Origin of the sequence: Nitrosomonas sp. (assembly GCF_019635155.1) — a bacterium.
Lineage (GTDB): Bacteria > Pseudomonadota > Gammaproteobacteria > Burkholderiales > Nitrosomonadaceae > Nitrosomonas.
Genome location: NZ_JAHBZY010000018.1, coordinates 19,356 through 43,645, shown reverse-complemented (window position 1 = coordinate 43,645; position 24,290 = coordinate 19,356). Strand labels below are relative to the sequence as shown.

At 47.2% G+C, this 24,290-nt stretch carries 21 protein-coding genes and 1 tRNA gene; 8 read left to right on the top strand and 14 right to left on the bottom strand.

Features of this window, described 5'->3' with window-relative positions:
• Positions 1-2 precede the first annotated feature (2 nt).
• Both KF839_RS12075 and KF839_RS12070 read left to right on the top strand, forming a co-directional pair.
• Positions 3-1,913, top strand: coding sequence for a hypothetical protein (locus tag KF839_RS12075; RefSeq protein WP_292918097.1), 1,911 nt, complete (start codon positions 3-5; stop codon positions 1,911-1,913).
• A 135-nt stretch (positions 1,914-2,048) separates the two neighbouring features.
• A complete protein-coding gene (locus KF839_RS12070) occupies positions 2,049-2,594 on the top strand; it encodes a FecR family protein (RefSeq protein WP_292918096.1) in 546 nt (181 codons plus the stop codon).
• A 62-nt stretch (positions 2,595-2,656) separates the two neighbouring features.
• On the opposite strand, the gene KF839_RS12065 is transcribed toward KF839_RS12070, so the two are convergent.
• Both KF839_RS12065 and KF839_RS12060 read right to left on the bottom strand, forming a co-directional pair.
• Positions 2,657-3,688, bottom strand: a complete 1,032-nt coding sequence (locus tag KF839_RS12065) for a PEP-CTERM sorting domain-containing protein (protein WP_292918095.1) — start codon at positions 3,686-3,688, stop codon at positions 2,657-2,659.
• Positions 3,689-3,923: 235 nt separating this feature from the next.
• The gene (locus KF839_RS12060; RefSeq protein ID WP_292918094.1) at positions 3,924-5,162 is read right to left on the bottom strand and encodes a D-alanyl-D-alanine carboxypeptidase family protein; all 1,239 of its coding nucleotides are present in this window, start codon (positions 5,160-5,162) and stop codon (positions 3,924-3,926) included.
• Positions 5,163-5,773: 611 nt separating this feature from the next.
• On the opposite strand from KF839_RS12060, the gene KF839_RS12055 reads away from it, so the two are divergent.
• The gene (locus KF839_RS12055) at positions 5,774-6,682 is read left to right on the top strand and encodes a sulfotransferase domain-containing protein (protein ID WP_292918093.1); all 909 of its coding nucleotides are present in this window, start codon (positions 5,774-5,776) and stop codon (positions 6,680-6,682) included.
• Positions 6,683-6,997: 315 nt separating this feature from the next.
• On the top strand, positions 6,998-8,380 hold the full coding sequence (locus KF839_RS12050; protein ID WP_292918092.1) for an SLC13 family permease: 1,383 nt from the start codon (positions 6,998-7,000) through the stop codon (positions 8,378-8,380).
• Positions 8,381-8,461: 81 nt separating this feature from the next.
• On the opposite strand, the gene KF839_RS12045 is transcribed toward KF839_RS12050, so the two are convergent.
• From KF839_RS12045 to KF839_RS12010, 8 genes are all read right to left on the bottom strand, one after another.
• On the bottom strand, positions 8,462-9,010 hold the full coding sequence (locus KF839_RS12045; RefSeq protein WP_292918091.1) for a phosphatidylglycerophosphatase A family protein: 549 nt from the start codon (positions 9,008-9,010) through the stop codon (positions 8,462-8,464).
• Complete coding sequence (gene thiL, locus KF839_RS12040) at positions 8,991-9,959, bottom strand: thiamine-phosphate kinase (protein ID WP_292918090.1); 969 nt, start codon at positions 9,957-9,959, stop codon at positions 8,991-8,993. Before thiL ends, KF839_RS12045 begins: the two co-directional genes overlap by 20 nt.
• A 13-nt stretch (positions 9,960-9,972) precedes the next feature.
• Positions 9,973-10,464 carry a transcription antitermination factor NusB gene (gene nusB / locus KF839_RS12035; protein ID WP_292918089.1) on the bottom strand — a complete coding sequence of 164 codons (492 nt, stop codon included), beginning with the start codon at positions 10,462-10,464 and terminating at the stop codon, positions 9,973-9,975.
• Between the two features lie 5 nt (positions 10,465-10,469).
• Positions 10,470-10,952 carry a 6,7-dimethyl-8-ribityllumazine synthase gene (gene ribH / locus KF839_RS12030; RefSeq protein WP_292918088.1) on the bottom strand — a complete coding sequence of 161 codons (483 nt, stop codon included), beginning with the start codon at positions 10,950-10,952 and terminating at the stop codon, positions 10,470-10,472.
• A gap of 60 nt (positions 10,953-11,012) precedes the next feature.
• Positions 11,013-12,116, bottom strand: a complete 1,104-nt coding sequence (ribBA, locus tag KF839_RS12025) for a bifunctional 3,4-dihydroxy-2-butanone-4-phosphate synthase/GTP cyclohydrolase II (protein ID WP_292918087.1) — start codon at positions 12,114-12,116, stop codon at positions 11,013-11,015.
• 20 nt (positions 12,117-12,136) lie between these two features.
• Positions 12,137-12,736, bottom strand: coding sequence for a riboflavin synthase (locus KF839_RS12020; protein ID WP_292918086.1), 600 nt, complete (start codon positions 12,734-12,736; stop codon positions 12,137-12,139).
• Between the two features lie 44 nt (positions 12,737-12,780).
• A tRNA-Arg gene (locus tag KF839_RS12015) sits at positions 12,781-12,857 on the bottom strand.
• Positions 12,858-13,119: 262 nt separating this feature from the next.
• The gene (locus tag KF839_RS12010) at positions 13,120-14,412 is read right to left on the bottom strand and encodes an HlyC/CorC family transporter (protein ID WP_292918118.1); all 1,293 of its coding nucleotides are present in this window, start codon (positions 14,410-14,412) and stop codon (positions 13,120-13,122) included.
• A 277-nt stretch (positions 14,413-14,689) separates the two neighbouring features.
• Between KF839_RS12010 and icd the strand changes: the two genes are divergently transcribed.
• Positions 14,690-15,946, top strand: coding sequence for an NADP-dependent isocitrate dehydrogenase (gene icd, locus KF839_RS12005; RefSeq protein WP_292918085.1), 1,257 nt, complete (start codon positions 14,690-14,692; stop codon positions 15,944-15,946).
• A 205-nt stretch (positions 15,947-16,151) separates the two neighbouring features.
• Here icd and KF839_RS12000 read toward each other — a convergent pair whose 3' ends face one another.
• Complete coding sequence (locus KF839_RS12000; RefSeq protein WP_108698144.1) at positions 16,152-16,355, bottom strand: cold-shock protein; 204 nt, start codon at positions 16,353-16,355, stop codon at positions 16,152-16,154.
• A 278-nt stretch (positions 16,356-16,633) separates the two neighbouring features.
• Between KF839_RS12000 and clpS the strand changes: the two genes are divergently transcribed.
• The 3 genes from clpS to KF839_RS11985 all read left to right on the top strand — a co-directional run bounded on the left by clpS (position 16,634) and on the right by KF839_RS11985 (position 19,840).
• A complete protein-coding gene (gene clpS / locus KF839_RS11995) occupies positions 16,634-16,942 on the top strand; it encodes an ATP-dependent Clp protease adapter ClpS (protein ID WP_292918084.1) in 309 nt (102 codons plus the stop codon).
• Position 16,943: 1 nt separating this feature from the next.
• Complete coding sequence (gene clpA, locus KF839_RS11990) at positions 16,944-19,199, top strand: ATP-dependent Clp protease ATP-binding subunit ClpA (RefSeq protein WP_292918083.1); 2,256 nt, start codon at positions 16,944-16,946, stop codon at positions 19,197-19,199.
• Between the two features lie 161 nt (positions 19,200-19,360).
• Entirely contained in the window at positions 19,361-19,840 is a 480-nt protein-coding gene (locus KF839_RS11985; RefSeq protein WP_292918082.1) for a hypothetical protein, read from the top strand.
• 356 nt (positions 19,841-20,196) lie between these two features.
• Here KF839_RS11985 and KF839_RS11980 read toward each other — a convergent pair whose 3' ends face one another.
• From KF839_RS11980 to pstA, 3 genes are all read right to left on the bottom strand, one after another.
• Entirely contained in the window at positions 20,197-22,011 is a 1,815-nt protein-coding gene (locus KF839_RS11980) for a PEP-CTERM sorting domain-containing protein (RefSeq protein ID WP_292918081.1), read from the bottom strand.
• A 487-nt stretch (positions 22,012-22,498) separates the two neighbouring features.
• Positions 22,499-23,308 carry a phosphate ABC transporter ATP-binding protein PstB gene (pstB, locus tag KF839_RS11975; protein WP_416362367.1) on the bottom strand — a complete coding sequence of 270 codons (810 nt, stop codon included), beginning with the start codon at positions 23,306-23,308 and terminating at the stop codon, positions 22,499-22,501.
• A gap of 126 nt (positions 23,309-23,434) precedes the next feature.
• Positions 23,435-24,280 (bottom strand): phosphate ABC transporter permease PstA, encoded by an 846-nt coding sequence (pstA, locus tag KF839_RS11970; protein ID WP_292918079.1) that lies wholly within the window; start codon positions 24,278-24,280, stop codon positions 23,435-23,437.
• Between the last annotated feature and the right edge of the window lie 10 nt (positions 24,281-24,290).

Here is a 24,290-nt window from a genome sequence, read left to right as displayed (position 1 = left end):
CCATGAACGATTTTATTGCGATAGAAAATATCCAGGAAGTCATCGATCGCAAGATCTTATTACCCACCGTGGTGCTGTGGAATCGCCTGGAAGGACGGCCTCGCACGAAAAACTTCACTCGCGCATTGCGCGCTGAAATCCGCGATCCGCTGTGGATGCTGTGCAAACAATGGCAAACAGGGGAATTCAAAGGCGACGACGCCGGATCGCCAATCTTCGCAAAAGCGCATATGGCGACCACCGAACTGACCAAGTATCAACCGGGCGATGCTGCCGTTCAGGATTTCGACCGTTCCGCACCGCTGGAAGCAATCGTCGAACAGCGTCCATTCCCCTACAACGGCCAGCAGCATATTCTTTCGCTGGATATCCGCCTGCTGATGGGCCGGCAATGGCTCAAATATTTGCAGTTGGCCGGTTTATCCGCGTTGAAACCGCAATACCTGCAACATGCTGGCTATCAAATCGCCGAACCCGACCCTGCAAGCCGCGACGATGCTTCTTTGACCGCGCATCCGGCGGTGTGGCAAAGTTTCTCGGCGCTGGCGGGGCGCGCGATGGATGGCGCCAATCTGTATTTTTATTTAAAAGCCGATATCTTGCACCATGCCTACGACGGTATTACCTTAGCGAATGACAGCGACAAAACAACCATAGATGACTTGGCTAGCAAATTCGTGCAATGGTACGAGCAATTGTTTTATCAGCCGGTTCAAGGCCGGAACGATGCCTGGCAACCTCAACAATTGGAGTATCAATTCGCAGTCGCGGCGCCGCAAATTGGCACGGAAAAAATTATGACTGCCGAGGAATACTACCAAGGCCGCTTGGATTGGTACAACTTGGATGTTGATCCGTCCCAGAAAAGCCTGGGCGCAGGTAACGATAGCACGGTGGAAGGAACCACCACGCTGTCGTTCTTCCCGACCGCTCTGCAATTCGAAGGAATGCCGAATACACGCTGGTGGGCATTTGAAGAAGGCAAAACCAATTTTGGCGATATCAAACCCGATACCACCGATATCAATAAGCTGCTGTTGATGGAATTCGGCTTGGTTTATGCCAACGATTGGTTTTTGGTGCCTTTCCAGTTACCGGTCGGCAGTATCGCCAATGTACAAGGCCTGACAGTTACCAATGTGTTCGGCGAACGATTCTGGATAACGGCATCGGGCTCCGGCAGCGACGAAGATTGGCAGCGCTGGGCCATGTATAACCTTACCGTCAAAGGTAGCGATAACGTTCGCGCCGACACATCGCTGATACTGTTGCCAACCGTACCCAAGATTCAGGAAGGAAAACCCTTTGATGCGTTATGGTTCGTCCGCGATGAAGTGGCCAACATGGTGTGGGGCATCGAGCAACGCATTCCGCTGGCAACAGGCCGCAGCAAACCGGGCAACGAAGCTGGCCGTGAACTCTTCAGTCGTCTGGAAAGTATTCTGGATAGTGAGATCGAAGGCGGTTTAGTCGTTCCGGAAATTCCCGAATCGAATGCGACCATTCGCTATCAATTGATGCAAGGTGTTCCGGAAAATTGGATTCCGATGATTCCGGTGCATCTGGACGGCAACAACCGCGAAATCCAATTGCAGCGTGCATCGATGCCGCGAATTATCCTCGGCGATCCTAATCCACCCGAAAAGGTCAAACCACGTACGGTATTGTTGCGGGAGGGGCTCGACCAGCAACCGCCGCAACCTTATTTTCTGCATGAAGAGGAAGTTCCCCGAGCCGGTATTCAAGTCACGCAGGCGTATCAGCGTACCCGCTGGAACAATGGTCAAGTCTTTTGTTGGCTCGGCGTGAAGAAACAAACCGGCCGTGGTGAAGGCAGCAGCGGATTAGCATTTGATCGCGTCAAGCCGGTCAAGGGGCGCCTGCGTCGCGCGCTACAACCAGCGAAACAATGATGTAACGCAACATCTCAGTATTTCCTGACGCACCGGGCAATTTTTGCTTCTTGTAACCAATCGACTCAATTTCAGGCTAAAAAAATTACGATCAACAGTATATAATTTCTGCTTTCAATTTTTTTGCTTATCAACATGCAAAAACCCGAACCACCCGTGATCGAACCATTTTCTTTCGTTTTTAGTTGGCGGCGTTTTATGATTCACTGCGCCATCATGGGATTTTGCGTTTTTCTCGGACTCATGACATGGTATTTCGGCAAACCGCATAGTGTACGGTTTTATGAAACAAAATCGGAAGAACTGTTAGCAACGTCTATAGCACCGGGTATTGAGATGGCCTTGGATACGCGCAGTTTTGTCGCTGTCAAGGACGGTGAGCCGCTACATGTGGAATTGTTCAGGGGAAATGTATATTTCGACATCCAGAAAGCTGCCGCCAATAAGTTAGAAGTAAAAGTCGGCAATGTCATCATTAAGGATCTCGGAACTCGCTTCAGTATCCAAATGCATAAAGATGGCAGCAACCATATTGCAGTGGCCGATGGACATATCGAGATTCATGTCGCATCCGGTGTTTATCAGATCAATGCATTTGAACAAGCTAACTTTGATGATGCCGGCATCCGTCAACACAGGCTGATGACGGAACGTAATATTGCGCCTTGGAATGCGCAGTGATCGTAATAGAAAATGGCAGAGGAACTCCGGTACCTCTGCCATAAAGCATCGTTACATATAATCTAAGAAATCCTGCGACGACGTACCATAAACCCCAATATACCCAATCCACTCAGTAACATAGCATAAGTTTCAGGTTCCGGTACCGGAGTTAAGATAGCCGCAGTAAGAAAAATTCCATCTTCCGGTTGATTTGGAAACATACCGATATCACTGGTATTGAATGCACCGATCGCATTATCCCAATAGATGTGATACATATGGTGATTACCTTCATCGGTAATAACTGCATCCCCCTTATAAGCCAGAAACTCGCTTGCATCCGCCTTTATCACATTGTCTGGATAATTAGCTGCATAAAAACCTTCGAGCGGATTACCACTATCGCCCAGGTTTAAAGGTACAAAGCTTAGCATTTCCGGTGTACCAAAGTGCAGCCCCAAATCCCTTTGTGAGCCATCAGATGCTATCGCTGTCAATCGCCCTGTGCCTTCTGACACAACCACCAAAGTATGGGCCGGAATGTCACCAAATGCTTGAGGTGTAAAGTCCAAACCTTCCGCGTCTCCGCCAACATTCGCTAACAAAGAAGCAGATCCGGTGCTATCAACTCTGTAGACATTGCCAGTCTGAGTTGTCACGAGCATATTGAAGCCGTATTCACCATAAGGATCAAAAGCAATACCGCGAACATCCCCGCTCAGTCCGGAGGCAAATAGTGACTGACTTGATCCATCGTTAGAAAATCGATAAACATTACCGGCCGCTTCCGATCCGGCAAATACGTCACGAGCGTCGCTTGATCCGAATCCACCGAGTCCCAGTGAACTGGATACATAAATTTCACCGATACTTCCACTGCTGATAGGTAACGGCGCTCCAAAAGGCAAAAGGTTACCGCCATTTAGATCCGTTTGATAGAGCTGATTGTTGAAATAGTTCGAACCGACAAACTTGTTACCTGCATATGCAAACCCAATCGGTGAACCGCCTGTGCTGCCTACAAATGTATCAAAACTGACAGCAGCATTACCTGTTCCAAGTAAAGAAAGACCGCCCATTAGAATCGATATTGCTAAGAATTTCTTTTTCATATTACCTCCTTATTTGAGGAAAAACCTTTTTATTATTGGGGTGGTAATAGTAAGTTTCGCAATTATCGAATACAAGGGAGTCCTGTACTATTTTAGGTAGGTCATTTGTCCTAGTTAGCTGCCGCTAACTTACTGAAATCAGTATCACAAATTCAAAAATAAAACACCATGGCGCATTGGCGGATGTCTCAATACGCCACTCGCGCAATCAGATAAAAGCTTGTTGAAATCAGTTTTATGAACGCACCACCAGACATCCAAACCCTTGTCGGGTTAAGCTTTGGCAGGCGCTGCGTGCTTGATTTTCCTGTAGCCCTACCAATCGCGCCCGGTATAGCTTGCGATTACTGATTTCCACTTCGGTAACCGCCACTTCGCCGGGTATCAAGCGAGCCGCAGCTTGCGCATTGGCACGCGCCCGGTCGGGTTCATGGTAGGAGCCGATCTGTACGGCCCAACCTTCATTTGTTCGCTGTTCAACTTTCCGCGGTTGCGGATGCGGCTGCGTCGGTTGCGCTCGCGTAACTGCCGTACTGCTACGTTGTGTCACAACAGGTTCAGCCATTTTTTGCTGCTCCGGGTAGGGCTTCAAGGTAGGGGTCGGTGCATTTACTTTCACAGGGGACACCACTGCTGCACGAGTATTCTTGCTATTATTTGCCACTTGGATTGCGCGACTACCCTGATTCAAACTACGGTCGATCAACTGCGCCATATGCTGATCGCGCGCAGCTGCGGTATGACCTCCCATCACCACCGCAACAACGCGGCGATTGCCGCGTTTGGCGGATGTAGCCACATTAAACCCGGAAGCGCGGATAAAGCCGGTTTTCAATCCGTCCACACCGGGAACATTCCGTACCATGCGATTATGGCTGTTGTATGTCACGCCTTTATAGCTAAATGACTGTGTAGAAAAATAATGATAGTACTTGGGAAAATCCTTCATCAGCCGTGTCGACAAGGTCACCATATCCCGGGCCGTAGTTTTTTGCTCGCCATTGGGTAAACCGGAAGCATTACGGAAGGTGGTCGAGCGCATCCCCAGCTGGCGCGCTTTATCGGTCATCATGCGCCCGAAATTGGCTTCGCTGCCACCCAATGCTTCGGCTACTACAGCCGCCACATCGTTGGCGGAGCGAACGATTAATGCGGGAATCGCGTCGCGCACCTTGATCTGATCGCCAGTGCGCAAAGCCACGTTGGTCTGCGGCATGGAAGCGGCGTGCACCGATACTTTCATCGGCGTATCGAGTGTCATTTTGCGCTGCTCCATCGCTTCGAAGAGCATATACAACGTCATCATTTTAGTCAGGGAAGCCGGATAGCGAACCGCATCCGCACTGTCTTGATGCAATACGGCGCCGGTATCGGCATCAATTACAATTGAGGAATAACGGGGATTTGCCTGTACCGGATTTAATAAAAATAAAGATAGCAATGAAACTGCGGCGGCGAGAAGTCCTTTTGTCATTACGCGGTTTAAAAAGAACATAAGATAGTACCTCTTGAATATTTATCAAAAAATGGAAACCCAGCGGCTCGCGACAAGCCAACAAATGCAAGCCGCATACGGCGTGCAATCCTGGATATGACGATGGGCTTTGCGTGATGCTTTTTATTGTTTCCCACTTTTTTATTGGTCATTCTCGTTCGATGCGATCGAGAGCACAGCAAGCATAAAAAATTATCCGCATAAATAATCGTTCATGCCATGTATTCTAAAACAAAATTTTTATTACATAATCGTTAATAAATAGCACATTTTGCCTTATCTACAAAGCATTTTCTGCCCGCATGAGTGTGTTGCATATCGATAGACTCGGTCAGCAGCGGCAAACAAAGACCATCCGTGATTATTGCAATCATTTACTCTTGTTTAACTATTATCAATAATACAAATACTTATGAATCACGACAAACCCGGATTAGCTTCCAGCGGCATTTTAAGCATATTTGATCGAATGCGCCGAGTAACACGATGATTGTTCAAAAAATCATAAGCACTGCTGTATGATGCATGTGTTTATTGATCGCATCACGCTGAAAATTCCGGGAAGAAAAACATACAGGAAGAATGAACCTATGACCACCGTCTGGCCGATAAAAAGCAGAGAACTGCACAGTCATCACTTTGATTCGACGATCTGGAACGATTTCCAATTTCGCGGCAACGATATCATCATCGCAACGTACGCCAAATCGGGTACTACCTGGGTACAGCAAATCGTCGCGCAACTTCTGTTTAACGGCGACCCCGAACTCGAAGTCGCGGAAATGTCTCCTTGGTTGGATTTGCGCGTACCGCCCAAGGCAATAAAATTGCCGCAGGTCGAAGAACAAACCCATCGCCGGATACTGAAAACACATCTCCCGGTGGATACATTGGTATATTCTCCCAAAGCCAAGTATATCTATATTGGCCGCGACGGCCGCGATGTATTGTGGAGTATGTACAATCACCATGTGAACGGCAATGCGGCATTTTACGCAGCGTTGAACGACACTCCCGGACGGATCGGTCCGCCATTGCTACCGCCGCCTGCGGATATTCGCGACTATTGGCACGATTGGATCGATAAAGACGGCTACCCGTTTTGGTCGTTCTGGGAAAATATCCGTTCCTGGTGGCAGATACGCTCACTACCGAATTTATTGCTGATACATTTCAACGATTTAAAGCGCGACATGCCCGGTGAAATGCGGCGCATCGCCAACTTCTTAGAAATCCCGATCGATGAGACACGCTGGCTTCATATTCTGGAATACTGTTCGTTTGATTGGATGAAACAGCATGCCAGTAAATCCGTGCCGCTTGGAGGCGCGTTCTGGGATGGTGGCGCTCAAACCTTTATCAATAAAGGCACCAATGGCCGCTGGAAAGAAACTCTGACCGCGGCGGAAGCCGCCGAATATGAAGCACGGGCAATCCATGAGTTGGGACCGGAATGCGCTCACTGGCTCGCCAATGGGCAAATCGCCAGTAAGTGCTGATTAATTTGCCAAACAAGATACAATCCAAGGCGAATGAAGCACAAGACACGAAGTCTCTCGAAAAACAGGCGATTTCTTGAGCATCACCCAACGCAGCAAGTCGCTTGCGCAGACAATTCACCGGTGTTTCCCTAAGCACACAGAAAAAGGATTCATGCAATGAGTAAGCTACGCTCCTCCTGGACTGGTCCGATTACCGAACATACCACTGCAACCAGTACCCGCGTATGGATTCGCGCAAAGACGCCGAACGGCAACGGCATGATGCAACCCTGGTAACATCTGTCATCGCTTACTGCTCCTCCCTCAAAACTTATGATTACAATCTCCAATCGCGAATGGGCTTTGATCGCCGGTCCGCTGCTGGCAATCGCGCTATATTTCACCATGAGCCAGTCCGGCTGGGAATCGCCGGCTTGCTGGACCGGTGCAATCGCAATTTTATGCGTGGTGTGGTGGATTTTTGAGCCGATTCCAATTCCGGCGACGTCGATCATTCCGCTGGCGGTATTTCCGTTGGTTGGCGTTTTGCCGCAAGATAAGATTGCATCCGCGTACGGCAACGAATTGATCTTGCTGATGCTCGGTGGTTTCATGTTATCGGCAGCAATGGAACGATCCGGCGCACACCGGCGCATTGCGCTCGGCATGGTCAATGTTATCGGCGGCACCAGCAGCCGCCGCATCGTGCTGGGTTTTATGGCAGCGGCAGCGGCACTGAGCATGTGGATATCGAATACTGCGACGGTGTTGATGATGCTGCCGATTGCTCTGGCGGTGATCACGCAAAGTCCCGACAAAAAACTGGCGCTGCCGCTGCTACTGGCGATTGCGTACGGCAGCAGCATCGGCGGCCTGGGTACACCGATCGGCACACCGCCGAATTTGGTATTCATGCAGCAGTACGAAAGCTTCACCGGCAGCGCAGTGAGTTTCTCGCAATGGATGAGCTGGGGACTGCCGGTGGTGCTGATTTTCTTGCCGATTGCCGGATTATGGCTGACACGCAAACTGGATTACCGGGGTGAATTGACGATCCCACCCGCAGGCGATTGGCGCCCGGAAGAACGCCGTATGTTGATTGTATTCGGATTGACCGCGCTGGCCTGGGTCACCCGCCTGGAACCGTTCGGCGGCTGGAGCACCTGGTTCGGTCTCAAAGGCGCAAACGATGCAGCTGTCGCGCTGACCGCCGTGGTCATTCTGTTTCTGGTGCCAAACGGACGCGGCGGCAAATTAATCGACTGGCAAACCGCCGAACGCGTACCTTGGGGCATTCTCATCCTGTTCGCAGCCGGTATCGCCATCGCCCAAGCATTTATCGAATCCGGCTTGTCGCATGCCATCGGCGGTCATTTAACCATGCTCGCAAACCTGCACCCGCTGGTGATGATCGCCACCATTGCTTTAATGGTTACATTTCTAACGGAAGCCACCAGCAACACCGCCACCACCATCCTGCTGATGCCGATCCTCGCCTCCGCCGCACTCGGCGCCGGCCTCGATCCCAGCTTATTAATGGTGCCCGCCGCGATGAGTGCAAGCTGCGCCTTCATGCTCCCCGTCGCCACCGCACCGAACGCCATCGTGTTTGGCAGCGGTCACGTCACCATCGCGCAAATGGTGCGGGAAGGATTGGCGCTGAATTTGATTGGGGCGGTGGTAATTACGGTAGTTTGGTATTCATTGGCAGCATAGTAATCACACTTCAAAAAAACGGGAAAATGGTTGCTCTAAACTATTCGGCTCAAGAAAAGAACCAGCAAGATACCAGTCATACTAAAACAATACACCGGACAACACCCATGCTTTCCATCCTGCCAAGCATAGTAGAGTGAAGAAAGCGGCTACCAGGTCGTCGAACATTACGCCGAATCCGCCTTTGAAGCGGTTATCGCAATAGCGGATCGGTTGCGGTTTGGCGATATCGAAGAAGCGGAACAGCGCAAACGCCGCCAATTGCCAGGCCCATTCATTTGGGATGAAGAACAGCACCAGCAGAAATGCGACGGTTTCATCCCAGACCATGCCGCTATGGTCCGGCTCACCCAATGCTTTGCCGCTGAGACCGCAGGCCCAGATGCCGACAATGAACAGCACGTCGATCAATATCAGAAAACCCAATGGCGCCAGGTAGAGATTGCATAGCCAGTAGAGCGGAAATGCGACCAGCGTACCGATCGTACCGGGCGCTACCGGCGCAAGGCCTGCGCCGCCGGAAAAGGCAATGAAGTAGGCCGGATGGCTGAGTACTAACTCCAGATCGGGTTTGAATGGCGCGGGTTGCGTATTGACTGTATTTTCAGACTCAGGTGCGGAAGTGGTCATAACCTTTGATTTCCATTGTGATTGGGTTTCCTTGCGCATCTTTGACGGTCAACCCTGTGCCATTGACGATCTCACCGATGCGGGTCAGCGGCAGCTGCAACGCTACGGCAAGCCGATCGATCGCCTCACGCCGGCTTCCAGGCGCTGTAAAACATAATTCGTAATCGTCACCGCCGGCCAGTAAACATTGCAATGCAATCGGTTGCTGCAATCGTTTTTTCAATGCGGGCGCGCATGGCAGCGCATCCATATTGATGCAAGCGGCTTGGCCGGAATTTGCGAGAATATGTCCCAAGTCCGCCAGCAAGCCATCGGAAATATCGATGGCGCTGTGCGCCAAGCCAATCAAATGCTGTCCCAGTTCGACCCGTGCAACGGGCGCTAACAACGCGGGTAGGCATTGCGTGAATTCGTCCGATTCCAAGATTATTTGCCGGCATTCATGTTGAAGCGCCAATGCAGCGCTGCCAATCTGGCCGGATACCCAGATGTCATCGCCCGGTTTCGCGCCGCTGCGGCGCAACGCTTGCCCCGCCGATACGTCGCCGATTATTTGCACGCAAATAGCCAAGGGACCGGCAGTCGTGTCGCCGCCGATCAATTGCACCCGATACTTGTCAGCCAATACAAAAAAACCTTCGCTGAATTTTGCCAGCCAACTTGGGTGTTTCGCCAAGTCTTCCGGCAGTGTCAGCGACAGCATCGCCCAACGCGGTTTGGCGCCCATGGCCGCCATATCGGACAGATTAACTGCTAATGATTTATAGCCGAGCTGATAGGGATCGGTATCCGCAAAAAAATGCCGTCCGCTCACCAAGGTATCGGTTGATAGTGCCAGTTCACAACCCGGTGTGTTGGCAATGAGCGCGGCATCGTCGCCTATTCCAAGAATGGCATCGGTATGCGATTTCTTGAAATAGCGATGAATGAGATCGAATTCCGAGCACACGATGCAAAGACCGCTACGGATGTTTCCTTACCGTTTTTTGCTCCCGGACTTCAACTTCGCGGAACCGCACAGCCAGCTTATCCAACACGCCGTTGACATATTTATGGCCTTCGCTGCCTCCAAACGTCCTGGCGAGTTCGATGGCTTCGTTAATGATGGCGCGGTATGGAATTTCCGGAAAATGCATGAGTTCATAAGTACTCAGTAACAAGATCGCAAATTCGACGGGACTAAGGTCTTTGACAGGACGATCCAAGCACGGTTGAATAGCTTCTTCCAATTCTGTTGCATGAACTATCACGCCCTGCAGTACCTGAGTGAAATGTTTCGTATCGACGTGCTTGAATTCTTCGGATTCGCGCAGTTGCTGCTCGATGAAATCCGCTCCTCCACCGGCAACTCGCCATTGATAGAGACCTTGCAACACGAATTCGCGCGCAATGCGGCGACGGCTTTTGTATTTTTCCGTTTTATTGCCAGCGGTTTGATCAATCTCACTTAACATGCCATTCACATACCGATTTCATCTATTTTAAAATGCAAATTTGCCATTTCCAAGGCAACCTGCGCCGCTTCCATTCCTTTGACACTCATTCGCGCAATCGCTTGATCTTCATTGTCCGTGGTTAAAATACCGTTGGCGATGGGTATCTCGGTTTCAAGTTGCACCATCAGCAAACCACGCGTCGAATCATTGGCAACCACTTCAAAATGATAGGTATCGCCACGAATCACGGCGCCTAAAGCGATCAGCGCATCAAATTGATCGGACATCGCCATTCTTTTTATCGCCAGCGGAATTTCCAAAGCGCCGGGAACGGTAACAATCAGAATATTCGAATCCTGTACTTGATTCTTCTTCAACTCCGCAGTGCAAGCGCTGAGCAATCCTTCACCGATATCAATATTAAACCGGCTCATGACAATGCCGATGCGTATATCCGATCCGTCCAAATTCGGTTCAAATTCAACTATATTGTCAAAATAGGCCATACTCGGCTCCTGTAGATCTTTTCTTATTTACTGGTATTTGAATTAATCCGGATTCACGGATCACCGTTCTTGATGCGTGTTTTCATAACTGGTCACTTCCAAACCAAACCCGGCGACACTCGGCATTTTCCTGGGCGCGGCCATCAATCGCATTTTACCGACATTGAGATCTTTCAGTATCTGCGCGCCAATGCCATGATCGCGCAAATCGGCTTTAATCGGATTGTGCTCATGAGGTTCCTTCTTCTGAACGCGTTCCAGCAGTTTAGAAGCGCTTTCCTTACGATGCAGTAGCACAATAACCCCTTGTCCCGCTTCGGCGATCAGCTTCATGGCATCATGGATGCTCCAGGAATGGGTGTTATCATGAATATCCAATAAATCAATGACCGATAACGGTTCGTGCACCCGCACCAAGGTTTCGGTGGCCGGATTTATTTCCCCCTTGACCAAGGCCAGATGCACTGTATTTGCAATTTCATCACGGTACGCGGTTAACAAAAACTCGCCATGCAATGTTTGAATCACGCGTTCGGCAACACGAGTCACGAGACTTTCCGTTTGACTGCGATACTGAATCAGATCCGCAATAGCGCCGATTTTCAATTCATGTTTTTTTGCAAATTCGATCAGATCCGGCAGCCGCGCCATGCTACCGTCCTCTTTTAGAATTTCGCAAATTACCGAAGCGGCGGTTAATCCCGCCATTCTCGGCAAATCACAGCCAGCTTCTGTATGTCCGGCACGCACCAATACACCGCCTTTCTGCGCCATCAACGGAAAAATATGCCCCGGCTGTACGATATCTTGCGGTTTTGCATCCGCTTTGACGGCGGCTTGAACGGTACGCGCACGGTCAGCCGCCGAGATACCCGTCGTGACACCGCTGGCCGCTTCGATTGAAAGCGTGAAATTGGTACCTAGCGGTGACCGGTTGGTTGATACCATCAAGGGTAAATCCAATTGATGGCAACGTTCTTCGGTTAATGTCAAACAAATCAAGCCGCGCCCATGGGTCGCCATGAAATTAATGGCTTCCGGTGTAACAAAATCGGCGGCAAGAACCAGATCCCCTTCATTCTCACGGTCTTCTTCATCGACCAGAATAACCATCTTGCCTTGTTTCAAATCGGCAATAATATCCTGGATAGCGCTGATGCTCATGCTTTCTTACCCCGATTAACCTAAACGTTTAGCAATCTTGCCACATAACGAGCCAGCATATCCGTTTCCAAGTTTACCTGTACACCCGGTTTTAACGCTTTTAAATTAGTCATAGCGATCGTATGCGGTATGAGATTCACGGAAAATTCATTGCCGTTCACGTTATTCACCGTCAAGCTGACACCATTCACGGTTATCGAGCCTTTCTGTGTAATGTAACGCAATAACGGCGATGGTGCTTGGATAATCAACTCGAAACTTTCTCCGACGGGCATAAAGCTCGTCACTACGCCGATCGCGTCAACATGTCCGCTCACCAGATGCCCGCCCAAGCGGTCGGATAAGCGTAGCGCCTTTTCCAAGTTAACTCGTGAACCGGCTTGATCAAGGCCTTGCGTGCAGTTTAGAGTTTCTTGAGAGACATCGGCCGTAAACGCGCACGAAGACTGGGTCGTCACGGTCAAACAAACACCATTGACTGCAATGCTATCGCCTGGTCTGACATCACTCAAATCAAGCGTCCCAACCGAAATATCGAGTGTTAATCCGGCGTTGCTCCAGGTCTCTATTGAATTAACGCTCGTTATTTCCCCAACAGCTTGAATAATTCCGGTAAACATCCCAATTTGTGTATTTTTATCAGATTCCGATGGCTTTATATTTTTGGCGCGCCCAACACGATTCGAACGTGCGACCCCCGCCTTCGGAGGGCGGTACTCTATCCAGCTGAGCTATGGGCGCTTTGGTGAACAGACTACGACTGTTATTTACCGGGCGACAGAATAACCGCTTTTAATATTCTCGTCCAACCTGGATTGCCGGATATGTAGACAATGCAAAATACATATAACGCACATCGTTCAACTTTCTGACCGGTTTACTCAGAAACCTCTGAGGAATACTGATTAATTCCGCCTTGCACAATAAGATTCGAAGCAAATGAACCGCATAAGCGGATAAACGAAACGCCTTCCCGCGTGCGACAAATCGTTTGCACAGACGGTCAATCAGTATCTTCCGCGGTTTCTGATGCTATGGATGCAATAACAGGAAAGATTTTAACAGTTTTTACCACGCGATTCTTGATTTGAATGATCTCCAACGGATAACCGGCAATATTTAAGCCGATTCCTGCTTCCGGAATATCTTCAAGATACTCCAGGATTAAACCATTCAAAGTCTTTGGTCCATCCAGTGGAAACTGAAAACCAAGTTTGCGATTCAATTCTCTCAGCAAAGTGCTGCCCTCGACGATAAGGCTACCGTCTTCTTGTTTTATAAAAGTATTTGCTTGAGTGGGCGCATGCGTCGTAAATTCCCCGATGATCTCTTCGATAATGTCTTCAAGTGTGACCAATCCCATCCATTCCCCGTATTCGTCGACGACCAGTCCGACTCTTTTTTGGTTTTCCTGAAATAGCTGCAGCTGTGCAAACAATGAGGTACCTGATGGGATAAAATAAGGCTTGCGCATGACTTTCTCCAAAACTGCCGCCGTGACCTTGCCATCCTGCATCTGATTTAAAACCTTACGGACATGAACAATACCGACAATATTGTCCATCCGTTCCCGATACACCGGTAAGCGGGTATGGTGACAAGTCAATAACTGTGCATGAATAACATCATCATCCGCGCTCAAATCAATGGCTTCAATTTGACCGCGAGGTACGATGACATCATCAACGGTGATGGTGTCAAGATCAAACAGGTTCAACAACATGCTTTGATGTTTATGTTGAATGAAGTGACCGCCTTCCAGAACCAGCGTCTTAAGCTCCTCTGTGCTAATTTTCTGCTCGAGCTCGCCTTTCTGAGGCTTTAGTCGGAACAGCAGCAACAAACCGCTAACAAATAAATTGACAAACCATACGATGGGATAGCAGATCGTCAATAACGGGGTCAAGATATAGCTGGCTGTTAATGCGATCCTTTCCGGATAGGCGGCAGCGATCACTTTCGGGGTGATTTCGCTAAAGACCAAGATCGCAAATGTCACTGCAATCGTTCCCATAAGTAACGCAAAATCATCATGCGTAAACAGCGTAGCGACAATAACGGCCACCAGGGTTGCAGAAGCGGTATTCAGCAAATTATTGCCCAATAAAATAACACCCAGTAATCGATCCGTGTTATTGAGTAATTTTATCGTTAACCGGGCGCCACGATGGCCTTGCTTAGCGAGATGCTTCAAACGATAGCGGTTAATCGCCATCATACTGGTTTCAGATAAGGAAAAGAAGCCTGACAAAATCAACAGAAGCATCAATGCGATCAGCAAGATGTGGATTGGCAAATCTTCCAAGAATCACCTATCATGAAATAGTGTCATTGGTAACAACAGCAAAATAATCAATTATATTTTTGGTAATCAATCAGTTATCCACAAAAAACCAACCCATGCGGAAATTCCTTCTTATCTTACGCTATATTGCGATTACACGTATAATAATCAGAAAATAGAAATGAAAATGGAATTAAAAAATTCCGTCTTATGATTTTAATCATTTTTCAGTATTTTCTTCTTTGGAAAATTTATTAATTTCGACTCGCTTCCAAAAATTGGAGACACCATGTATCAACATATAAAAATACCTGCAGAAGGAAAAAAAATTCAGGTTAATACCGATAATTCATTAACTGTTCCCGATAATCCCATCATTCCTTTTATCGAAGGTGATGGTATTGGCATCGATATCACTCCGGTAATGAGGAAGGTCGTTGATTCAGCAGTCGAAAAGGCCTACAGGGGGCAACGAAAAATCTCCTGGATGGAAATTTATGCAGGTGAAAAATCTACGAGAATCTATGGTCAAGATGTGTGGCTTCCGGAAGAAACATTGCAAGCCGCCAAGGAATTCGTCGTTTCAATTAAAGGCCCTTTAACGACACCGGTCGGTGGTGGCATTCGCTCGATTAATGTTGCTCTTCGTCAACTGCTGGATTTGTATATATGCCTGCGGCCCGTCCGTTATTTTAACGGAGTACCGAGTCCTGTCAAAAGCCCGGAGAAAACGGACATGGTTATTTTCCGAGAAAACTCCGAGGATATCTATGCTGGTATCGAATGGGAGGCTGAAACCGAGAGCGCCAAGAAAGTTATCGATTTTCTGATTAATGATATGGGAGTAACGAGTATTCGTTTCCCACAAACTGCTGGCATCGGCATTAAACCGGTTTCGAAAGAAGGCACGGAACGCCTCGTACGAAGAGCCATTCAGTATGCAATAGCCAACAACCGCAAATCGGTAACTTTGGTGCATAAAGGTAATATTATGAAATTTACCGAGGGTGCCTTTAAAAAATGGGGGTACGCTCTGGCTGCTAAGGAATTCGGCGCTGAGTTACTGGATGGGGGCCCCTGGATGAAATTGCCATCGCAAAATGGACAACACATTATTATTAAAGATGTAATTGCGGATGCTTTCTTGCAGCAAATCTTGTTACGCCCTGAAGAATATGATGTGATCGCCACTTTGAATCTGAACGGCGACTACATTTCGGATGCTCTTGCTGCGCAAGTGGGCGGAATCGGAATTGCACCGGGCGCCAATCTGAGTGATTCAATTGCCATTTTTGAGGCAACGCACGGAACCGCCCCCAAATACGCAGGCAAAGATCAGGTGAACCCCGGCTCCATCATATTATCAGCTGAAATGATGTTGCGTCATATGGGTTGGATAGAAGCGGCGGATATGATCATTAAGGGAATGGAAAAAACGATACAACACAGAATCGTTACTTATGACTTTGCGCGCCAGATGCCAGACTCCAAAGAAGTTTCGTGCTCGGCGTTTGGTAATGCGCTAATTGAAAACCTGACTCTATAGACTATTCAACTAACCAGCAATCAGAATTTTAATTTTGCGAAAGAAAATCGCATCAAATAAATAAAGCCCCTAACTCTTCTAAGAAAGGGGGCGATGGAAAAATACTTAATTTGGATTGTTATAATTATTATTAACTTACCGGCGATCCAACTAATCTCTATTAATAAACTATCAATAGGGGTTCTTCTGCCAGAATTTATAGTAGTTAAGTGGATTGGATATTAGAGGCTTGCTTCCCTTTCGGTCCTTGAGTGACATCAAAACTTACTTTCTGACCTTCTTTAAGAGTTTTAAATCCAGACATATTAATTGCCGAGAAGTGCGCAAATAAATCTTCACTGCCATCATCCGGAGTAATAAAACCAAAACCTTTGGAATCGTTGAACCATTTAACTGTACCTGTTGCCATTTCTACTTCCTATATAAAAACTGGGCCGGAAACCCTAACACTATTTGAATTTTTTGAATCCTGAGGAACAAAAATAACATCTCAAGAAACTCGAAATCAAACGCCAAATGCAGTTTTACGCAAATCCAGCGTTAAAGTCAAGCGGTTACAAAATTTTTATGGTCAACGAATATGTAATTGTCTTAAGATACTTGAAAATTTTGTCGTAATCGTCAAAGATGTCAAAGATGAGGGTTAATTTCTGTGCTTGAATGTTTCTCAAAAGCTGGTAAGCCGCAATGTCTGACAATCATTTAGAAGTGTTTTCCCATGTACAGGAGAAGGTAAAACAAAAACCGCCTCCTCTATATAAGATATTATTATTGAATGACGATTTCACACCCATGGAGTTTGTGATAGAAGTGCTAGAAATGTTTTTTTCCATGAATCATGAGCAGGCTACACGAATAATGCTAACAGTACATACCGAAGGAGTGGGGGTGTGCGGAATATACCCTAGTGATATCGCGAACACGAAAGTAAGGCAAGTTATTGACTATGCAAGAAAGAATCAGCACCCGCTCAGGTGTGTGATGGAGGAAAATTAAAATGATTGCTCCAGATTTGGAAGTCAGCCTGCACATGGCATTCGTGGAATCACGACAAAAACGTTATGAATTCATCACGGTTGAACATCTGCTACTGGCCATGATCGACAATGCGAGCGCAGCCGAGGTTCTGAATGCTTGTTTGGTCGATATTGAAGACCTGCGATCAGTCCTTTTAGACCATATCACACGGCACACCCCCGTGATTAATGGCACAGAGGAAGTTGATACCCAGCCAACTTTAGGATTTCAGCGTGTCATTCAGCGAGCAATACTCCATGTTCAATCTTCTGGAAAAAAAGAAGTCACGGGTGCCAATGTTTTAGTATCGATTTTTGGTGAAAAGGATTCCCATGCCGTTTACTTTCTCCATCAAAGAGGTGTTACTCGCTTAGACGTTGTAAATTACATCTCTCATAATATCCGAAAAGTCTCACACGAAACCGATGCTAAATCTGGAAATGAAACCGATACGGATAATGAATCCAGCACCAATGGATTGCCCGAGAATTACACAATAAATCTTAATCACTTGGCCTTGCTGAATAAAATTGATCCGTTGGTCGGGCGTGAAAAAGAAATCGAACGCGTTATTCAAACATTATGCCGGCGCCGAAAAAACAACCCATTACTTGTTGGTGAAGCTGGTGTAGGTAAAACCGCCATTGCGGAAGGATTGGCTAAGCGCATCGTTGAAGGTGATGTGCCTGATTTACTTTTAAAGCACCAGATATACGCTCTCGACATGGGGGCCTTGCTAGCGGGCACCAAATACCGTGGTGATTTTGAGCAACGCTTAAAAACATTATTAAAACAACTCACGGATAATCCTGCAGCCATCTTATTTATTGATGAAATTCACACTTTGATTGGTGCAGGTGCAGCTTCCGGAGGCGTATTAGATGCGTCCAACTTGTTAAAACCTGTTTTAAGCTCCGGACAACTGCGCTGTATTGGTGCAACAACTTATAATGAATATCGCGGAATTTTCGAGAAGGACCATGCGCTATCAAGACGATTCCAACAAATAGAAGTAAACGAACCTACTGTGGACGACACAGTTGCGATACTGCGCGGCTTAAAATCGCGGTACGAACAACATCACAAAGTCAAATATACGGCTAGCGCTTTGGTCTCCGCTGCCGAACTGTCGGCGCGATTCATCAATGACAGGCACTTACCTGACAAAGCGATCGACGTGCTGGACGAAGCCGGCGCGGCACAACGATTATTGCCCAAATCAAAAAAACGCAAAGTAATAGGCAAAAACGAAATTGAAAACGTCGTTGCCAAAATTGCTCGAATACCGCCGCAAAATATATCCACAAATGATCGTAACCGATTAAAAAATCTGGGGCGCGATATGAAAGCGATAGTCTTCGGTCAAGATGGTGCAATCGACGCATTGACGGCTGCAATAAAAATGGCACGAAGCGGACTCGGAAATCCCCAAAAACCAGTTGGTTCCTTTCTGTTTTCCGGGCCAACAGGCGTTGGAAAAACCGAAGTGGCAAAGCAATTGGCTTATGCACTTGGTATCCACTTGCATCGTTTTGACATGTCTGAATATATGGAACGGCATGCTGTTTCCCGTCTGATCGGCGCGCCTCCGGGATACGTTGGCTACGATCAAGGCGGATTATTAACGGAAACCGTGATCAAACATCCCTACGCGGTATTGTTACTCGATGAAATTGAAAAAGCGCATGTGGATATTTTTAATATCCTACTACAAGTCATGGATTACGGAACCCTCACCGATAACAATGGGAGAAAAGCCGATTTCCGGAATGTCATTATCATAATGACAACCAATGCCGGCGCGGAATCTCTCACAAAATCCTCTATCGGATTTACAAAAACCAAATCTGTTGGTGAAGAACTCGCTGATATAAAGAAACTATTTACTCCTGAGTTCCGCAATCGGCTGGATGCCATTATCTCCTTCGCACCGCTCGATCAGGAAATTATCCTTCGAATAACTGATAAATTCCTGATACAGCTTGAATCGCAGCTTCATGAGAAAAAAGTTGAGGCGACGTTTACCGAGGAATTACGTAGATATCTTGGAAAACATGGATTTGACCCGCTCATGGGCGCTCGCCCAATGGAACGGCTTATTCAAGATACAATTCGTAGCGCGTTAGCCGATGAGTTATTATTCGGACGACTTGTTAATGGCGGTAAAGTAACCATTGATATTGATAAGAATGAAAAGGTAAAACTCCTGTTTGAAGATGAAGCGGCACTTTTATAATCTGTTTAAAGATTCTCAATTATTTTTAGCTCTGCTGTGCATGCATTTATAGCTTCCACTACTTTTTGCCCATAAATACAACCGCTACATACTAAAAACTGTCAACACTATATAATCAACGAAATCCTTAATACCGGCTGACTTTCAAACAGGAGGGAATCGTGAAAAAATTTTTTATCTTGTTGCTGTTTTCTTTAAGCTTCAATAATGCTTATGCCTTATCGATTGTCTATGACGGTTTTGAATGTACGGAAGACTCAATAGCCTCCGGCACTCCTGCACAAAGCAGATTTTTAGTTGACCAAGACTTGGGTAATGGTCATTACAAATTGTTACTGAAGGGTGGTTACCTGGTCTTTAAAGATAAGGTCTGTCTAGAAGTGATAAATAACACTACCCATGATCCGGAAAATTTCTATGGTCTTTCACAGATAGAAGCAATCGCGTATTTTAATGGTAATCAGCTAGCGATCTCGTACGGTAGTATTATTCGAAATAAAGACATTGTACGCGGCGATCCAATCTTGTTGAGTGACATTAGCTTCCCCAGTACGTATACACTGGTTTTTGATTACCTACCTTCAAAACAAACATTCACGCTTAAAAGTGTCACTAAACTCGATAATTTATTTCTGTCCTAAACTTTTGAAAGTAGCGTTATACAATCATTTTCACTTACTCATGTAGACCCCATATTTCCTGCTGAAACAATTGAATTTTTTATTAAAGAATAGCGCGGCAGGATGGGTTCTCACCCGCACCACTCACTATTTCGAAAATACCATTTCAGTATCTGGTTCTTTTACGTTTCACCGATAAACTTTATCGACTTCCGTTTTGATCAATCGCTCGCATTGAAGCTGCACTCTTTTACAGACACACTATGATCGTGTTAAATAAAATGAAAGATACCCCAATACTACAAACCCGACTACCTACGGGAATTTTGCCAACAGTTGATCAAATTGTTCGTAAAAGAGAATAAATACCGCCCACTTTAGGAGTATCTTCGTCGCATTGCAAAGCACAATAGCCCTAATCCGGCTAGCAACATCACATAGAATTTGGGTTCTGGGATGGCAGGCGCAAGAACACCGCCGCCATCCAGTGCATAAGTGTTGCCATTCAAATATGCATTGCCGGCCAGAGTCGGGTTGTAGTAAATATTGTAATCGCTATGAATGTCATTCAGCTGGCTCAGGCCATCAGCCAGATTAACCAGTTGCACATACAGTGCTGCGCCTGATGCCGCATTGCCATCTAAAATATTAAGCTCGGCACCCGATGCAAGATTGAGTGACCTAAAGGCAAAGTTATTGATGAAACCAAGAGACGACAAACCATAATCGGCACCTGCCATATACAGATATTTCATGCCGCTTCCATCGAAGAACAAGCCAGCGTTAAGGGTATTCCACAGCGTGTTTTGCTGACTATGGTTTTCAAAGCTGTTTGTAATATGCCACTCGTCTCCCGTGCCACCAACGAGGTAACCACTGTTTCCGATGATAAGGTTAGTAAAATTATTGATCGACGGGTCACTGATATACACGCCGTTTTCCGTATAAGTGCCAGTGAAGGTAACGGTAGTGTGTGTGCTTTTGAATTGGCCATTATTGACAACATCGCCAGTGAATATAACCGGGCTATTCGCGACTTCGATTTTGCCGCTTACGGCATTGGTGACGTTGCCACCAACCGTCGTCGCCCCACCGGTCAGTGCCATCGAACCATTGTTATCCACTCCTCCTTTGATTTCCAGAATACCTCCTGAGGTATTGTAGGTGCCGCTGTTTATTATGGAGTTAGATACCGTATGGGTACCGCCAGTTTGGTTAAAGGTGCCGTCAAAACCAATTTCCTCACTACCTGAAGAAAGGCTGCCGCCACTCAGATCATACCTCCCCCTGCCCAGAGGAGTAGAAGTGGCAATAGCGAGAATGCCACTCACACTATTTGAGCCACCACTTTGGGAGAAACTTCCATCGCCACTCCAACTACTTCCAATAATCACAGAGTCTGCTGACAGACTACCGGCATCAAGGGTATACCGACCAGAACTCCCGTAATAACCACCGGCACCAACGACAAGATCCGTCGTTACCGTATGCGTTCCACCGCTTTGAATAAAATAACCTCTGCCGGTTCCGTCACCATCGCCTATTCTTTCACTTTCCGTCAACAAGTCGCCGTCGTTTAAATTATAGGTACCATTTATTACAAGCTCCCTACTTACGCTATGAGTGCCTCCGTTCTGGGTGAAAATACCAGAACCGCCACCCATATAACGATCGCCCGGAATGCCGATGTATTCACTGCCAACCCACAGGCTTCCAGAGTTCAGTAGATACTTGCCGAAGCTTCCCGGCCCCTCTCCAAGAACGAGCCCGCCATTGATTCTATTTACCCCACCGTTTTGAGTAAAGCTGCCATTGGATTCCCAACCTGAACCTAGACTTAGAGATCCAGTCGTGTTGGTACCGTCACTAAGCGTATAACTCCCGTTACCCTTAAAACCAAAACCGACCTTCTCCAAATTAAGGATAACTAGGCTGCCACCAGTCTGTTCGAAACTGATGGTGTTGGCTGTATCAGAGTTAACGCTCAACGAATTGGCAAACTGTTCACCGGTGAAACTATCGAATCTTAATACCGTATCCACACCACCGTATGGATTGACAATCACATCGTCAGCCAAACCCGGTATACCGAAAGGAAACCAGTTGCTGTCATTACTCCAATTACCATCGCTGCTTTTCCAGGTTTTGGTTTCCGCATGCACGGTTTGGTTGATTAAGACAGAGAAAACCAAACTTGCTGCAAGAATTAATACGAATGGCTTCTCATTCATGATGCTGCCTCCATAGATTGGAAAAAAGCGAAATCAATGTAACAAACAGAATCCCTCTATAGTTATCATACACTTATTTCCTCTAGGATTGCTTGTTGTAGGCAAGAAAAAATCCCTAACCTAACTTCGCCGATGTACTAGCAGCAACGTAAACTCTACCATTTGAGAAAAACAATTGATAAAATTTGCAGCAAAATCGTTGATTGCTTTCTCGATAGCGTTCCAGTCAACTGATCAATTTGCTATAAGACATTACCATTATGGGTACAGCGCGTCACATCAAAGTCTGAGAAACTGATGTCCATCTTATCAATAGCATTGATTTTAAATATAATTTATATCACCAATCGATGTATTGAGATTGCAACCTTGCAAAGTTCTCTCCTGATTGATACCCGATCATAAATCAATTTCTCTCAATGGCGGTTCGAGTATTAACCACAATCCTTTAACCAAACTTCCCGGTAATATAATCTTCCGTCGCTTTTTGCCTGGGCGTGGTAAAAATTATGTCGGTGTCGCCAAATTCGATCAACTCGCCCAGATACATGTAAGCGGTAAAGTCGGAAACGCGCGCGGCCTGTTGCATATTGTGCGTCACGATGACGATGGTATAGTCTTTTTTGAGTTGAAAAATCAGCTCTTCGATATGCGCGGTTGAAATCGGGTCCAATGCCGAGGTCGGCTCATCGAGTAACACCACTTCAGGTTTCACGGCAATGGCACGGGCAATGCACAATCGTTGCTGCTGACCGCCGGAGAGACTGGTGCCGCTGTGATCCAACTTGTCTTTCACTTCATCCCACAGGGCGGCCTTCTGCAAGGCCCATTCCACGCGTTCCATCAATTCGTTGCGGCTTAAACTTTCGTATAATTTGACACCAAACGCGACATTGTCGTAAATGGACATCGGAAAAGGTGTCGGCTTCTGAAAAACCATGCCCATACGGGCGCGCAGCATATTGATATCCTGCTTATTGTCGAGAATATTCGCACCATCCACGATAATCTCACCCTGCGCGACTTGCCCGGGATATAACTGATACATCCGGTTTAAAGTCCGTAGCAATGTGGATTTACCGCAACCGGAAGGGCCGATAAAAGCGGTCACTTTCTTCTCCAGAATATTCATTCTGATGGACTTCAGCACATGCTGCTTGCCATAAAAAAAATTTAAGTTGTTGATGATCACTTTGGCATCCGCATCGATGGTCTGACTGTTCGTCACCCCGGGTTTCAATGTCGCCGTGACGCTCATCTGCTGCGAAGCATCGGATGATCCGAACAATTTACTATCAAACATGATTTCCTGATTTATCATCATAATCTTTCAAAGTAAGTGAATCGGTTGTTAACAGGCAACTGGAAAACCACCGTCCGGCCGTTAGTCCCGCAGAACCTGTTTACGCAAAAAGAATCGTGCAATGACATTGAGACCCAGCACGCTCAGCGTAATCAATAGCGCGCCAGCCCAAGCCAGCTCCTGCCAGGACTCATACGGACTCATGGCAAACTGAAAAATCACCACCGGTAAATTCGCCATAGGTTGATTCATGTTCGCGTTCCAAAATTGATTATTCAACGCGGTAAAAAGCAGCGGAGCCGTTTCCCCGCTAATACGCGCAACCGCCAGCAGTACGCCGGTCAGTATCCCGACCTGCGACGCCCGCCAGGTTACCAGCGTTACCACTTTCCACTGCGGCGCACCCAGCGCGGCAGCGGCTTCGCGCAGGCTATCCGGAACCAGCCGCAACATATCCTCGGTAGTACGCACGACCACCGGAATAACGATCAACGACAATGCCAATGCCCCGGCCCATCCGGAGAAATGCCCCACTTTCGCCACATAAACTGTGTAAACGAACAACCCGATCACGATCGAAGGCGCCGACAGCAGGATATCGTTGACAAACCGGGTGCTTGAAGCCAACCAGCCCTTTTGGCCGAATTCCGCCAGATAAGTACCAGCCAGTATTCCGATGGGCGTGCCGATCATGGTTGCCAGTGTCACCATCATCAAACTGCCGGCGATGGCATTCAGCAAACCGCCGCCACTGCCGGGCGCCGGTGTCATCTCGGTAAACAATACCATGCTGATGCCGCCGAAACCCTTGCCAAACAAGGTAGCCAAAATCCAGATCAACCAGAACAAGCCGAAGATCATGGCCAACACCGAGCACGTCAAATAAAATGCATTGACCATGCGCCGACGGGTATAGATGGAAGTCATCGTAAGATCT

Excerpts from the sequence above, each read along its gene's own strand:
- KF839_RS12075 (WP_292918097.1), top strand. The coding sequence starts at position 3 with ATGAACGATTTTATTGCGATAGAAAATATCCAGGAAGTCATCGATCGC.
- KF839_RS12070 (WP_292918096.1), top strand. The coding sequence starts at position 2,049 with ATGCAAAAACCCGAACCACCCGTGATCGAACCATTTTCTTTCGTTTTT.
- KF839_RS12065 (WP_292918095.1), bottom strand. The coding sequence starts at position 3,688 with ATGAAAAAGAAATTCTTAGCAATATCGATTCTAATGGGCGGTCTTTCT.
- KF839_RS12060 (WP_292918094.1), bottom strand. The coding sequence starts at position 5,162 with ATGACAAAAGGACTTCTCGCCGCCGCAGTTTCATTGCTATCTTTATTT.
- KF839_RS12055 (WP_292918093.1), top strand. The coding sequence starts at position 5,774 with ATGACCACCGTCTGGCCGATAAAAAGCAGAGAACTGCACAGTCATCAC.
- KF839_RS12050 (WP_292918092.1), top strand. The coding sequence starts at position 6,998 with ATGATTACAATCTCCAATCGCGAATGGGCTTTGATCGCCGGTCCGCTG.
- KF839_RS12045 (WP_292918091.1), bottom strand. The coding sequence starts at position 9,010 with ATGACCACTTCCGCACCTGAGTCTGAAAATACAGTCAATACGCAACCC.
- nusB (WP_292918089.1), bottom strand. The coding sequence starts at position 10,464 with ATGTTAAGTGAGATTGATCAAACCGCTGGCAATAAAACGGAAAAATAC.
- ribH (WP_292918088.1), bottom strand. The coding sequence starts at position 10,952 with ATGGCCTATTTTGACAATATAGTTGAATTTGAACCGAATTTGGACGGA.
- ribBA (WP_292918087.1), bottom strand. The coding sequence starts at position 12,116 with ATGAGCATCAGCGCTATCCAGGATATTATTGCCGATTTGAAACAAGGC.
- KF839_RS12020 (WP_292918086.1), bottom strand. The coding sequence starts at position 12,736 with ATGTTTACCGGAATTATTCAAGCTGTTGGGGAAATAACGAGCGTTAAT.
- icd (WP_292918085.1), top strand. The coding sequence starts at position 14,690 with ATGTATCAACATATAAAAATACCTGCAGAAGGAAAAAAAATTCAGGTT.
- KF839_RS12000 (WP_108698144.1), bottom strand. The coding sequence starts at position 16,355 with ATGGCAACAGGTACAGTTAAATGGTTCAACGATTCCAAAGGTTTTGGT.
- clpS (WP_292918084.1), top strand. The coding sequence starts at position 16,634 with ATGTCTGACAATCATTTAGAAGTGTTTTCCCATGTACAGGAGAAGGTA.
- clpA (WP_292918083.1), top strand. The coding sequence starts at position 16,944 with ATGATTGCTCCAGATTTGGAAGTCAGCCTGCACATGGCATTCGTGGAA.
- pstB (WP_416362367.1), bottom strand. The coding sequence starts at position 23,308 with ATGAGCGTCACGGCGACATTGAAACCCGGGGTGACGAACAGTCAGACC.
- pstA (WP_292918079.1), bottom strand. The coding sequence starts at position 24,280 with ATGACTTCCATCTATACCCGTCGGCGCATGGTCAATGCATTTTATTTG.